Origin of the sequence: Mucilaginibacter antarcticus, from assembly GCF_042686155.1 — a bacterium.
Lineage (GTDB): Bacteria > Bacteroidota > Bacteroidia > Sphingobacteriales > Sphingobacteriaceae > Mucilaginibacter > Mucilaginibacter antarcticus.
In genome coordinates this window covers 244,130-257,872 of the sequence record NZ_JBHUON010000002.1, presented here as the reverse complement: position 1 = coordinate 257,872, position 13,743 = coordinate 244,130, and the positions used below count along the sequence as shown (strand labels likewise).

The following is a 13,743-nucleotide window of genomic DNA, read 5'->3' as shown; positions in this document are numbered from 1 at the left end:
ATATGGATTTTAGAGGGGGAGCATTTTTATTATTTACGGCGATGGCGTTGTCGGCCACGGTAACATCGTGTAAACAAAAAAGCGATAAAAAAGCCGCGGCAGTTCAGGTTGATACGACTAAAAAGAAGTCGGCCCTTTGCTGCGAGTCTAACCTCCCGGCACGTTTCCCGGGGCTTAAAGGCCCGGCGGGCAATATGCCTGAAATGAACAATAAAAGCCATAAAGACATGGTGTTTATTAAAGGTGGTGGCTTTGCTATGGGTGGCGACAACAAACAGGCCAGCCCAGACGAATATCCTAAACACAAAGTAACAGTAACCGGCTTTTGGATGGACGTTACCGAGGTAACCAATGCCCAGTTCGCAGAATTTGTAAAAGCTACCAATTACATCACCACCGCCGAGCGCAAACCCGATTGGGAAGAGTTAAAAAAACAAGTACCTCCGGGTACTCCAAAGCCTGACGAAAGTTTATTGGTTGCCGCATCGCTAATATTTAAGCAGCCGGGCCAAGCTGTAAACCTGAATGACTACAGCCAGTGGTGGGCCTGGGAAAAAGGCGCCGACTGGAAACATCCGCAGGGACCAAAAAGCTCTATCAAAGACAAAGAAAATTACCCGGTGGTGCATATATCATGGTTTGATGCACAAGCCTATTGCAAATGGGCCGGCAAGCGCCTGCCAACGGAGGCAGAATGGGAATGGGCCGCACGTGGTGGCTTACAAAACAATATTTATCCATGGGGCAATGAGGCGGTAGACCAGGGTGCAGCTAAGGCCAACTCATGGCAAGGCGATTTCCCGGCGAAGAATACATTGCGCGATAAGTTTTTTGGCGCCTCACCTACTGCATCATTTAAAGCTAACGGTTATGGCCTATATGATATGGCCGGCAATGTGTGGGAGTGGTGCAGCGACTATTACAACAACACTTACTATCAAACTATAAACCGCCCGGCTGGAGTAACCGACCCACAAGGCGCCGCCAAAAGCTTCGACCCTGATGAACCCTATGCTCAAAAACGCGTCATCCGTGGTGGCTCATTTTTATGTAACGACAGTTATTGCTCAGGTTACCGTGTTGCCCGCCGCATGAAAAGCACGGAGGATAGCGGCATGGAGCATTTGGGATTTAGATGTGTGGCGGATAGGTAGGAACTGTTGGTATTACACCTCCGCTTGCGATCGTTTACTTCGGCTCCTCCACAATCTCATCCCCATAAACCGGCTTACCCAGCAAGTGCGAGCTTAAATTAACCGCGCTGGTAAAGGCATCTTCATGAAAACCGTATTTAAAATAACTGCCACAAAAATAGATGGGGCCGTCCTGGTTTAGTTTGTGCAGCTCGGCCTGGGCATTCATGGCGGGCACATCAAACAGCGGATGTTCATAATCTATTTCTTTGATGATCTTTTTGGGGTCGATGTCATCGTGCGAGTTGATTGACACAAAATAGTTTTTCTTGTCTGACACACCTTGCAGCTCGTTCATCCAATAAATAGTTGTAGGGCTTAGTTTGCCGTTGCGCTCGCGGATGCTGTAGTTCCAGCTACTCCAGGCCAGCCTGGTTTTAGGCATAATGCTTTCGTCGGTATGCAGTATGGCTTTGTTGTATTGATATTTAAAGGTGGATAGTAAGCGTTCCTCATCTTCTGTCGGCTGGCCCAACAATTCCAGCGCCTGGTCGCCGTGCGTGGCTATAATCACTTTGTCAAATGAGGCTGTTGTGCCGTCGGCTGACTGTACCATCACCTTATCACCCTCGCGCCAAACTTTAGTGGCCTTGGCGTTTAGTTTAATTTTATCCTTAAACGGTTTAATAAGCAGCTCGCGGTAGCTTTGGCTGCCGTTGTGCAGTGTATACCATTGGTGCTGGCTGTCTAAGCCTAAAAAGCCATGGTTCAAAAAAAAGCGGATCAAAGTCACCGCCGGGAAATCAAGCATCTGCTCCATAGGAGTAGACCATACTGCCGAGCTCATGGGTACCAGGTACTTCCACAGCATGTCCTCGCCAAAATTAAACTCCTTTATGTATTGACCTATAGAATAGTCGGCATATTTAGGGTCATCAAGAATTTTTATACTCTCTTTGTTAAACCGGCCAATCTGCATGAGCATTTTTATATAGCCAATGTTAAATATGTTTTTGCGCTGCGCGAAGAGGTGGTTAACGCTGCTGCCGCTATACTCTAAGCCCGTTGGCTTGTACTGCACACTGAAAGACATCTCCGTTTTTTTAACCGGGGCGTTTAACTCTTTAAACAGTCGGCACAGGTTAGGGTAAGTTTTATAATTAAATACCATAAAGCCGGTATCTACATATATAGGCTTGCCATCCTCATCTAGCGTTACCGTATTAGTGTGGCCGCCTACGTAATCGCTTTGCTCATAAATGGTGAGGTTGGCCGCTTTATGCAAAAAGTGGGCGCACCCCATACCGGCAATACCGGTGCCGATGATGGCTACACGCTCGCTTGCGCCCCCCAACCCCCTAAAGGAGGAATTATTGTCAGTTTGATTCTTCATAGCGTCTTCTTGCATGTTACTTGCCTTTAGGGGTTGGCGGGCTGTGCTGTTGAGTTGTTGATTTTAAAAAACTTTCGACAGCGTAGGTGGCTAGCTGACCACCCGGTCCGTTCAATATGAAATCGAAGCCGTGTGTGGCCCAGGGCAGCCTTAGCCAATAGTGCTTAATATTATATTCCTCAAGCTTGAGGTCAAGGCGGCGGCTGTGTTCGTAGGCAACCAGCACATCGTTTCTCCCATGGATAATAAGGGTGGGTATAGCATCGCGGCCAGCAAATTCTAATGGCGAGCTGGCTTTATAATTTTCGGGCACTTTATCATACCCTCCTCCCAAATAAGCCTCCATTACCGCCCGCGAATCCATGATCCATGGGTTGCCGGGGATGGAGTATCCCCAAACCATGTCGGCAGGGCCGTAATAGTCTATTATGCCTTTAATGCGGTTGTCTTTTAAGGTATAGGCTGCCAACAGCGCTATCTGTGCCCCGGCAGACCGGCCCAACAGTACAAAGTTGTTGGTGTCTATTTTTAGTTCGTCTGCATGGGTGGTGAGGTATTTCAACGCCTCTTTAATGTCTAACACCGGTGCGGGGTTGGTATATTTTGGCGCCATTCGGTAGTCTATAGACGCTACATTATAGCCTTTGCGGGCCAAATAACTGTTTAGCCCGGGCAATTGATCCTTATCGCCACCGGCCCATGAGCCCCCGTGGACGACGATTACGCAAGGCTTTTTACCATCAAGCTGACTTGGGTAATAGTTAAGCGTCAATGCGGTATCAGCATAAGTAATGTATGTGTGTGTTTTGTAAGCTACGTCTGCTGTTGCCTTAAACAGTTTCATGATAGAAAACGGTTCGCCGGTAATTTCGCTGGTCGTGCCAAAGGCGGTAGTCATGTCGGCTTTAAGAGCGCGGCCAATGGCTGCAGCCCGGTAAATAGGCGACAGGTACAACAAAATAGCGGCTACCCCGGTTATCAAGCAAGCCACCTGGTATTTTTGAAACTTTAAGCCGGCCAGCAAAAGCGCCACCATAATAGCCACAAACAGCAGCGGAAATTCGGTTACCAATATGGCCAGCAGCCAAAAGTAATAGGCCGGCGCAGGGAACACCGCCAGTAATGAAATTAGAAAGAATATGATGATTAAAATCAGCCTGCTCATGCACCCGTTTTATGAAAAAGGTAGTGACTTACTATCCACTCGTTACCGTTGTTAAAGTTCCAAAGTTCCGCACAGGCCATATAAAATAAGCGCCAGTATACCCACCATTTAACGGCTTGGTCTTTACCATAGGTTTGCTCAAACAGGGGCATAATTTCGGCCTTGTGGCTGTCCATATTTGCCAGCCACGCTTCGGATGTTTTTCCATAATGGGTACCGTTAACGTGCCAGTGCTTTTCAACCACCAAATCATCGTTAAAGTACGACATCAGGTCATCGCTTGGCATAATGCCACCGGTAAAAAAGTATTTGCTCATCCAGTCGGTGTCATCCACTACCTCAAACTTGTAGGCGTATTCTTTATGCGTAAATATATGGATCCACAGTTTACCGTCCGGCTTTAAAAACGATGCTACCCTGGCCATCAGTAATTGATAATTACGCATGTGCTCAAACATCTCTACAGATACCACACGGTCAAATTTATCATCAATGTTAAACACGTTAATGTCTGATGTCAGTACCGTTAAATTAGCAATGCCGCGTTGCTTTGCCTGCTCATCAATATAAACCTTTTGCGTGCGCGAGTTTGATAACACCTTAAACCGGCTGTTAGGATATTTGGCCGCCATAAACAGCGATAACGAACCCCAGCCGCAGCCAAGCTCCAACACATCCTGCCCGTCGGTTAACCCGGCGCGTTGGCAGGTTAGCTCCAGCATGTCGTTTTCTGAGGTATCAATATCGGTAACACCGTCTTTCCAGTAGCCCGATGAATACTTTAAATTTTTACCCAGGCAGTATTGATAAAACTGTGTAGGCACCTCATAGTGTTGTTGGTTAGCATCGGCAGTGTTGACTGCAATAGGCGATGCTTTAAGTTCGGCAATAAGGTCCATCAGGTGCGCTTGCTGTAATTCTACATTGCCTTTATTCTCATCATCAAGACGTTGTTGCAGTAGTTTGCGAATGCCTTTGCGCAATAAAAAATCAGGGACTTTATCTTGTTCTATTAGTTTATCGTACCACATTGGGGGTTTGGGTGTTTGTATTTTTTAGAGAGATACGGCGTAAGGTAGCTTGTGGATTTGAGATTGTTAATTTGTGCATAGAGAGACGCAAAGCATTGCGTCTCTACGTATGTGCATTATTTCTTTTAAACCAAGGGACAAACACACTCACCTTATCCTGGTATTTTTTAAACGCTTCGCCCTTGCTGCGTAATGACTGTGCCTCGGTTGTAGGTATGCCGGTGACTTTTGTCAGCAGGTATAAAATTATCGCCGGACTAATCATTGCCAAATATCCATAAGGCGAGCCGAGTGCGAAAACAAAATATGAAACCCACATTAGCCATTCGAAAAAGTAATTTGGGTGGCGCGAGTAACCCCATAGCCCGGTGTCGCATACTTTGCCTTTATTGGCGGATTGGCGTTTAAAGTTTGATAATTGCGTGTCGGCAATAGCTTCGCCCATTACGCTGATGATCCATAACACCACGCCGGTAAATTCTATCCAGCTTAGGTCAGGGCTTGTATTTAAGGCGATGATAAAAAACGGGATAGCCAGCAACACATTAGATACAGCCTGCATCTGGAAAAACCCAAACATTTTACGTTCGGCATTTTTACCCCATTCCTTGCGGATGTGGGCGTAGCGCGGCTCTTCCTCATGCAGATGCTTTAATACCCGCAAAGCCAGGTGTGTGCCTAACCTAAGGCCTGCCACTACCACCATGCTGCAAATAAGCAACTTGCGCGGCTCAAAACCCGGCGCAAAAAGGTATAATATTATAGCAATAACCGGAAAGTTATACGACCAGAAAATATCAACTACCCCGGCATTTTTGATTTTGTAAGACCATAGCCAAACCAGCGCCATAATAACACAGCAGGCTATTAAGCTATAGCCAATTAAACCGGGCAGCGTGGTATTATCCATTTTGTTTAGCAAATAGTTCCTTTAGCCCTTCATTGGGCTTTAGTCTGAATAGTTGTACCAGCACATACGCGCAACTGGCAATGCTACCCAGCGTAACCAACAATATCAACCATAATACTTTTAGGGCGATGTGCTTTTCTTTATAGTAAACCCAAACATAAATTACCAGCACGTTGGCATAAAAATCCCAAAGTGTGGCCCGCATCCATGGGATAGATCCCAGGAAATCCCACTCGGTAAACAGGTTGCTTTGCAGGCAGGTAGTTATAACCACGTAGCATACCCATACAAAGACGATTGAAAAGAGTATTTTGAGGAATGTTATCATAATTTTAAATTCCCTCCCTCGGGAGGGGTGCGTTTGGCAGTGTAGTGGCGGGGAGGGGTTTCTGCACCATGTCTGGGGAAGAAACCCCTCCCTCCGCCCTCCCGAGGGAGGGAATCGCACGGCCATTGCTCTTGTTCGTTTATTTTACTTTTTTACCTGCGATCTCACATAAGCCAACGCGTCTATAGCGTGTTGTTTGCCTTCCATCATCGAATCATATTGATAAACAACCTTACCTGTTTTGTCGATGATAAAAGTTTGACGGCCACTTAAAAACAACTTGCCTTTTACCCCAAACTGGGTGTACACTTTGTTGCCGGGGTCGCTTAATAAAGTAAATTGCAGTTTATATTTGTCGGCAAACGCTTTGTGGCTGGCAACGGTGCCGCCATTAATGCCTATCACGGCCGCACCTGCCTTGGTAAAATCGTCAAAGCTATCACGGAAAGCACAGGCCTCTTTGGTGCAGACCATACTTTCGTCTTTCGGATAAAAATAGATCACCAGCAACTGCTTGCCTATATGGTCGGCAATGTTAAAGGTTTTGCCATTTTGATCCAGTAAAGAAAATTTAGGGACAGCATCGCCAACGGTTAACCGCTGAGGACTGGTTTGTGCACGCGAGACGCTAAAAACTAACGCTAATAGGGCAATAAATAACAGATGTTTTTTCATAATAGGTGAAGTTAACAACATCTACGAGGAATTGGTACTTATCAGTTTTTAGGCCGCGTTATTATTGTCGGTCTGCACCAGCTCTACCTCGGCAACGGGGCTAAACAAGTACACGCGCCTGGTTTTAAGCTCGGTGCATTTATAACGCTTACGCAGCTTCTCCTCCTTGCGGAAAACACGGCCGTCCTTTAGTTTAAAAACAGCCAGCATGGGCAGTTTTTCAACGGTATGGATATCCTCTTTAACAGCATCATACTTACGTAATGAGCGGTACAGGTTTAAGTCTGAGCAGCTTGATGCGGCAGGGTTATTCAGATACGTAACAATAGCATGCTTAACGTCCGGCGGGAACACATCCTTCTCAAAAAATGGCTGCATCATTTTTTTGAAGTTGTTTTTCCACTCGGTGCCATGCGGCTTGGCTTTTTGCTTGTGCTCGTTCCAGGTGTGCAGGTGCGCAAACTCATGCACGGTGGTTACCAAAAAAGCGTAGGGGTTAAGGTCGTAGTTGACCGATATGCGGTGGCCTTTGCCATCAAATGGGGCACGATAGTCGCCAAATTTACTGCCGCGATTGCGCGAGATCTTAAACTCGCATTTAAAGTAATCTATCCACCGGCCTATCAACGGCGCGGCATCCGGCGGAAGATACTTCTCTAAAACTTTTACTTTATCCAATTTCTACCTCTGTATCAAAGATAGTGGTTTCGGCCTTTAATGCAAAAGGCCAAAACGAGTGGTTTCGCTTTGGCCTTTCTGTTTTGTTAATTTAATTACTGTACTATAGTACCGCTAAATGTGCCCTGCTCAATAAAAGACTCTTTACCGGCGCTGTTGTAAGCTATTGCGTAAAAAGTTCCTTCAACGGTGTTGCCATCAAGTTTAGTTATATTTATTTCGCCGCCACCTTTTGCACCGGTGCTGCTGTTTTGGTCGGTTGTGTAGCTCAAGGTTCTGTCTGATACTTTAGTGTAATCTTTCATGATCGTAATACCGCCATTAGTAATATCACCTGCAAAACTGATTTTACCGGTTGCAGTGATCTTTTTAAGCACAACAATATTTATGCTCTCATTACCGCCATCGCGGATTGCTGTAACGGCAAAAGTTGAAATACCGCCTGCCGATGCCTGCGTAATGGCTGCTTTAGTAGATACGAATTTGCCGGAGCTGCCGCCGTCAAAGCCGTACAGATTAGCGTTTACTTTTGCTGATGCACCGGTTGTTGATGATTGGGTTTTAACGTCGTCCTTTTTGCAGGCTCCCAGAGTCGCTGCAATTGCCAGGAAAAAATAAAGTGATTTTGTTAGGATTTTCATGCGACGAAGATCACCACAAAACAATAATAGCTCAATACTACATATGTATTATTTTAGCAATAACAAACAGAAAATAAAGGGATTACTTAAGCAGCTGATACACTACAAAGCTCGCCGCGTAGGCCAGGGCTGTCATATACACAAACTGTATGGTGGGCCATTTCCAGCTTTTGGTTTCGCGGTAAACTATGGCAACGGTGCTAATGCACTGCATCGCGAAGGCGTAAAATATCATTAAAGAAAACGCTACCGCAACTGTAAAAACGGGCTGGCCGGTTTGTGTGTTTTTAGCGCTCCGCATTTTTCCCTGCAATGATTGGGTATCGTCGGTATCCCCGTTAACACTGTAAATGGTAGCCATGGTACCCACAAACACCTCGCGGGCTGCAAACGACGTGATCAGGGCTATGCCTATCTTCCAGTCGAAACCTAGCGGGCGGATAGCCGGCTCAATAAAATGGCCCAGTACACCAGCGTACGATGCTTCCAGTTTTTCTGTGGCTACATTGCGCTGCAACTGCTCGGCATCAATAGTTTTAGTGTATTGCGTTTGATGATACTTGGCGTCTATCTTCGCAAAGCGGTCGCCCGGCCCGTATGATGCCATCACCCATAAAATAATAGATACCGCTATGATGACCTTACCTGCCTGCAATACAAACGATTTTGAACGGTCATACATAGAGTAAGCCACATTACCCCATCTTGGCATGCGGTAAACCGGCAGCTCCATAATAAAGTAGCCACGCTCGCGGGCCTTTAAAACAACCTTAAATACCCAGGCCACTATAATGGCGCTTACCAGGCTTAATACGTACATGGCCGTTAGCGCCAGTCCTTGCAGGTTAAATATCCACCAAACGTTTTTATCGGGCACTACCAGGGCGATCAGCAAAGTGTACACCGGTAAACGGGCAGAACAAGCCACCAATGGGGTTACCATAATGGTAATCATGCGGTCTTTCCAGTTCTCGATAGTACGGGTACTCATAATTGATGGCACCGCACAGGCAAAGCCGCCAATTAGCGGCACCACCGATTTACCGTTTAACCCAACCTTGCGCATCAGCTTATCCATCATAAACGTAACACGCGACATGTAGCCGGTATCTTCTAATATGGATATAAAGGCAAAAAGGATAGCTATCTGCGGGATGAACACCATTACGCCAGCTAAACCGGCTACAATACCATCAGCCAAAAGATCAACCAATGGGCCCTCGGGCAGTTGGCTGTGCAAAGTGTTCTGCATCCACACAAACAGGCCGTCAATTAAATCGGCAGGGTATGATGCCCAGGCAAAAATAGACTGGAACATAAACATCAGTATGGCAAAAAATATAACAAAGCCAAAAAACTTGTGCGTTAGCACCTTGTCTATCTTGTTGCTTACTGTTTCATCGTGCGCAGTATCGGGCTTTTTAACCGTATCGTATAGTAAGTCGTTGATTGCGCTGTAACGGGCAATGGTTTCGCTGCCCTGCGCTTTCTGCGAGTGGAAACCGTGCTCCAGCTCTAGCTGTTCTATACGGTCAGACTGTTCAGGTGTTAAAAATGTCAGCGTTTCATGCTGATGCGCCAACTGGAGCGCGTAGTATGGGCAATCTATATTAAACTCCTTGGTTATGGCTTCAATCAACTGGGGCGCTATAGCTGCAACATCAATACTGTCTTGCTGCATCGCTATTTTATTAGCATGCGCGATAGCTGTTTTAAGCTCATTAATACCTTCAACTTTACGTGCCGCTATAGGCACTACCGGCACACCAATTTTTGTTGAAAACAGTTCAATATCAATAACAATGCCCGCCTTGTTGGCCAGGTCCATCATATTAAGCGCCACTATTACCGGTATCTTTAAATCGGCAACCTGGGTATAAAGCAGTAAATTTCTTTTAAGGTTTGAGGCGTCTACAATGACGATGACCAGATCAGGATTTAGATCGTTAGCCCTGTCGGCTAATACAGAAAAAACGATTGATTCGTCCTGGCTTTTAGGATATAAGCTGTAAGTGCCCGGCAAGTCAACAACCTCGGCAATGCGGCCGTCAGGCAGTTTATAGTAACCAACCTTTTTATCAACAGTAACACCGGGAAAATTTCCTATCTTTTGGTTTAGCCCTGTAAGAACATTAAACAGGGTAGATTTACCGGTGTTGGGGTTACCAACTAGTGCAATTCTTATATCAGCTTTCAATTATTTACTGGGTATGCAAAATTATAGTTGATGCTTCTCGTTTGCGCAGGCTTAACTGATAGCCTGAAACTCTGATGGCAATCGGATCGCCAAGTGGCGCTATACGGTCAACTCTAACCTCTTCGCCTGGCAGGCACCCCATCTCCATTAACTTAACAGACATTTCCAAATCGGTAAATTCTTTTACAATCCCCGTTTGTCCTACTTCAAGTTGCGATAGCCTCATTTTTGTATCTTAATTGCTCAAATGTATAGCTTATTTAAAATAAATCCAAATAAGAACCTTAGTCTTTTAGTAAAGAGCTACTTATTGTAACAACCAAGAGCCTTATTGTAACAATAACACTATCTAAGAAAAAAAAAGTGGATGTATATACAACCATCTGACAAAAAATTACGTTCTTTGTGTATTATCTGTAAGTTCACGCTTACAATGTGATAAGGTTTAGGTTGAAAGCCCCCAAACAGCGAGTGTACGGGGGCTTTTATTTTGTCCTTATTTTTACCTTTACATCCGTGAACCCTACAAAGCAAAAACTATATCAGCAATGCCTTAACTATGTGCAAACGCGCATGGACGCCGCACAACAAGCTATTGACGAGGCGCAACGCGCCCAACAAGATGATACAAAAAGCAGCGCAGGCGATAAATATGAAACCGGCCGCGAAATGGCCCAGCAAGAAACCAACCGCAACATGGCCCAGCTTGCCGAGGCTAACAAACTTAAAATAGCTTTAAACACTATTAACCCCAATGTTGTGGCCAACCAGGTTGACAATGGCGCCATTGTGCTTACTAATAATGGCAATTTTTACATCGGTATCAGCGCTGGTGCTTTGGTGGTTGACGAAGTGTCGTACTTCGCCGTTTCGCTGGCATCGCCCATAGGCATAAAAATGCGCGGGCTTAAAGCCGGTACCAAGTTTAACCTTAATGGTAAAGATTACAGCATTAGCCAGGTTATATAATAATAGCGCGGCAAACGCTTTGTAATTTGATGTTAATAACGTTTCTTTAGCTACCTGATTAAACTAAACGTTATTAAACTTGATGGACACACCACAAACCCTACCTATACTTGATGCAACCGAACTGCGGGTACTTGGATCGCTAATGGAGAAGAGCAAGGCTACGCCCGATTATTACCCGATGACGATAAATGGGCTTGCCGCGGCCTGCAATCAAAAAACATCGCGTAAGCCCGTTGTGCAGTATGATGATGATACGGTGGCACAAGCGCTTAATACTTTAAAAAAGCGCGGACTGATATCAACCGCTACCGGCGGCTCAAGCCGTGCCATAAAATACAAGCACAATTTCGCCATTGTTTTCCCGCTGATACCATCAGAACTGGCAATAATGTGTCTGCTGATATTGCGCGGCCCACAAACACCGGGAGAGCTAAACACCAATGCCGGCCGTTTATGGGAGTTTGATACCATTGAAGAGGTGCAGGAAGTTTTAGAAAAATTAGCCGGTGGCGATATGCCTTACGTAAAGCAGCTACCAAAGCGCCCCGGCCAAAAAGAAGCCCGCTACGCCCACCTGCTTGCCGGCGAGCCTGAAGTAGGTGAGGATGACTACGATGAGCAACCTGCAAGCGGTGGCCGCGCTGACACCGCTTTAGAGGCACGATTAAGCAAAGTTGAAACAGAGCTTGCCGAACTTAAAGAGGCGTTTGATAAGCTGATGAAAGAGTTATCCTGAATTATTTATAACAGCTAGTTTTAAACAGGTCGTTAATCACAAACTGTTATTAATTATAATCTAACCTAACTTACAATATCATTATATTCGTAAAGGTTGTACCAACCTTATTTAATTGAAAGACCGTAAGGCTTCACTATGCATTTCCCTAACAATGTATTCGCCATAACGCTTATTCTGAGTGGTCTTATCACTTTGGGTATAGCGTGGATGGTATTTAAAAAAACCGGCGGCGCGGTGCGTTGGTTTGGTTACGTAATGGTATTTATTGCCCTTTGGGCCATCACCTACGGCTGCGAATTATCTTCCAACACCCTGCAACAAATGCTGTTTTGGATTAATATTGAATACTTAGGTATAGGCTTATTACCGCCCTTATGGGCCATATTTGTTATTGGGTTTGTGGGAAAAGAGAGCTGGCTTACTCCGCTAACCCGGGTATTAATATTCAGCATAGGTGTTATCACCGTGTTAATGGTGTGGACAAACCCGCTGCACCACTTGCACTATAGTTCTGTAGCGGTAGACAATAGCGGGCCTTTTCCATTGCTTAGTCATCATGTAGGGATCTGGTACCGCATCCACACCGCTTATTTTTACATTTTGCTGGGTGGAGGATTGCTTCTGATCGCGTCGCGATTTAAAAAAGCCGATGAATTTATTAAAAAGCAGAACCGCATTATTTTAATTGGAGCCATGATACCCTGGCTGGTTAATATTGCTTATCTGTTTGTTATCAGGCCGTTTGGGCACCTTGACCTTACACCTTTCGCGTTTATGGCCCTATCGCTATTCATCGCCATAGGTTTATTGGGTTTTAAGCTGTTTGACATTGTGCCCATAGCACGCGGCAAGATATTCGATGCTTTGCAAGAGGGCGTTTTGGTACTCGACGCGCGCGACCGCGTGGTTGACATTAACCCGCCTATGCGCCAGATTATTGGGGCTAACATTGATCAGGTTATAGGTAAAACTACGGCGCATCTTTTCCCCGGTTTTGCCGACTTGAATAATACGGTATGTTATAACCATGAGAATGGCCGGGTAGCGATACAGCTGGAAGACGGGAGGTATTTCTCTGTCACACTGACATCCTTATTTGAAAACAAAACCGTTTACAGCGGCAAGATCATGCTGTTTAGAGACATTACCGAGCGCAAGCAAACCGAGTATAAACTGAAGGAACTTAACCAGTTAAAGGATCGCCTGTTTTCCATTATATCTCACGATTTAAGATCGCCTTTACTAAGCTTGATGGATATTTTGAAAATGGCCAGCGACGGCATGGTCTCTGAGCACGAATTTAAAAGTTACCTGCCAACACTGTCCGAAAATATAGGCTACACATCTGGCCTGGTAGAGAATTTGCTGCAATGGTCAAAAAGCCAGCTGGAAGGCACCGTAATTAACGCCATACAATTTGACATTAAGGATAACGCGGTTTATGTGCTAAACAGCTTTGGGCAAGCGGCGGCGGATAAGGGCATATCGCTTCAAAGTAATATACAGCTGGCTACCATAGTTTATGCTGATATGGACATGATACAAGCCGTTTTGCGCAACCTGGTATCAAACGCTATTAAATTTTGCACAGCAGGCGACAAAATAGCCATCAGCGCAGATATCAAAAGTAATATTGCAACCATTTTGGTAGCCGACACCGGGGTAGGTATAGGTGCCGAAAACATAGAAAGGCTTTTTGGCAACAATAACTTTACCACACGCGGCACCATAAACGAGCAGGGCACCGGCCTGGGCTTACTGCTTTGCAAAGATTTTGTCGAAAAAAACGGAGGCACCATTGGCGTTGAAAGCAAGATAGGCGAAGGAAGCCGTTTTTACTTTACCCTGCCTATAAACGTGGTAGCATATGAATTTTGACAA

Annotated in this window: 14 protein-coding genes; 4 read left to right on the top strand and 10 right to left on the bottom strand. The window is 45.5% G+C overall.

What is annotated here, in order from left to right; translation table 11 throughout:
- Positions 1–2 precede the first annotated feature (2 nt).
- Positions 3–1,154 (top strand): formylglycine-generating enzyme family protein, encoded by a 1,152-nt coding sequence (locus tag ACFSYC_RS03085; RefSeq protein ID WP_377123402.1) that lies wholly within the window; start codon positions 3–5, stop codon positions 1,152–1,154.
- A gap of 34 nt (positions 1,155–1,188) precedes the next feature.
- On the opposite strand, the gene ACFSYC_RS03080 is transcribed toward ACFSYC_RS03085, so the two are convergent.
- The 10 genes from ACFSYC_RS03080 to ACFSYC_RS03035 form a co-directional block, all read right to left on the bottom strand.
- Positions 1,189–2,526: an NAD(P)/FAD-dependent oxidoreductase gene (locus ACFSYC_RS03080; RefSeq protein WP_377123400.1), complete on the bottom strand. Its 1,338-nt coding sequence runs from the start codon at positions 2,524–2,526 to the stop codon at positions 1,189–1,191.
- Between the two features lie 16 nt (positions 2,527–2,542).
- Positions 2,543–3,691 carry an alpha/beta hydrolase fold domain-containing protein gene (locus ACFSYC_RS03075; protein ID WP_377123398.1) on the bottom strand — a complete coding sequence of 383 codons (1,149 nt, stop codon included), beginning with the start codon at positions 3,689–3,691 and terminating at the stop codon, positions 2,543–2,545.
- Positions 3,688–4,722: an SAM-dependent methyltransferase gene (locus ACFSYC_RS03070; protein ID WP_377123396.1), complete on the bottom strand. Its 1,035-nt coding sequence runs from the start codon at positions 4,720–4,722 to the stop codon at positions 3,688–3,690. Before ACFSYC_RS03070 ends, ACFSYC_RS03075 begins: the two co-directional genes overlap by 4 nt.
- Before the next feature lie 103 nt (positions 4,723–4,825).
- Positions 4,826–5,632, bottom strand: coding sequence for a DUF1295 domain-containing protein (locus ACFSYC_RS03065; RefSeq protein WP_377123394.1), 807 nt, complete (start codon positions 5,630–5,632; stop codon positions 4,826–4,828).
- Complete coding sequence (locus ACFSYC_RS03060; RefSeq protein ID WP_377123392.1) at positions 5,625–5,960, bottom strand: DUF1475 family protein; 336 nt, start codon at positions 5,958–5,960, stop codon at positions 5,625–5,627. Before ACFSYC_RS03060 ends, ACFSYC_RS03065 begins: the two co-directional genes overlap by 8 nt.
- Positions 5,961–6,104: 144 nt before the next feature.
- The gene (locus tag ACFSYC_RS03055; RefSeq protein WP_377123390.1) at positions 6,105–6,635 is read right to left on the bottom strand and encodes a peroxiredoxin; all 531 of its coding nucleotides are present in this window, start codon (positions 6,633–6,635) and stop codon (positions 6,105–6,107) included.
- A gap of 48 nt (positions 6,636–6,683) precedes the next feature.
- Positions 6,684–7,313 (bottom strand): SprT-like domain-containing protein, encoded by a 630-nt coding sequence (locus ACFSYC_RS03050; protein WP_377123388.1) that lies wholly within the window; start codon positions 7,311–7,313, stop codon positions 6,684–6,686.
- A 95-nt stretch (positions 7,314–7,408) separates the two neighbouring features.
- Entirely contained in the window at positions 7,409–7,954 is a 546-nt protein-coding gene (locus ACFSYC_RS03045; protein WP_377123386.1) for a hypothetical protein, read from the bottom strand.
- Between the two features lie 82 nt (positions 7,955–8,036).
- Positions 8,037–10,151: a ferrous iron transport protein B gene (feoB, locus tag ACFSYC_RS03040; protein ID WP_377123384.1), complete on the bottom strand. Its 2,115-nt coding sequence runs from the start codon at positions 10,149–10,151 to the stop codon at positions 8,037–8,039.
- 4 nt (positions 10,152–10,155) lie between these two features.
- On the bottom strand, positions 10,156–10,377 hold the full coding sequence (locus ACFSYC_RS03035) for a FeoA family protein (RefSeq protein ID WP_377123382.1): 222 nt from the start codon (positions 10,375–10,377) through the stop codon (positions 10,156–10,158).
- Between the two features lie 290 nt (positions 10,378–10,667).
- On the opposite strand from ACFSYC_RS03035, the gene ACFSYC_RS03030 reads away from it, so the two are divergent.
- The 3 genes from ACFSYC_RS03030 (at position 10,668) to ACFSYC_RS03020 (ending at position 13,740) form a co-directional block, all read left to right on the top strand.
- Positions 10,668–11,120, top strand: a complete 453-nt coding sequence (locus ACFSYC_RS03030) for a 3-oxoacyl-ACP synthase (RefSeq protein WP_377123380.1) — start codon at positions 10,668–10,670, stop codon at positions 11,118–11,120.
- An 82-nt stretch (positions 11,121–11,202) separates the two neighbouring features.
- On the top strand, positions 11,203–11,859 hold the full coding sequence (locus ACFSYC_RS03025) for a YceH family protein (RefSeq protein ID WP_377123378.1): 657 nt from the start codon (positions 11,203–11,205) through the stop codon (positions 11,857–11,859).
- A gap of 138 nt (positions 11,860–11,997) precedes the next feature.
- Positions 11,998–13,740, top strand: coding sequence for a sensor histidine kinase (locus ACFSYC_RS03020; protein ID WP_377123376.1), 1,743 nt, complete (start codon positions 11,998–12,000; stop codon positions 13,738–13,740).
- Positions 13,741–13,743: the final 3 nt, after the last annotated feature.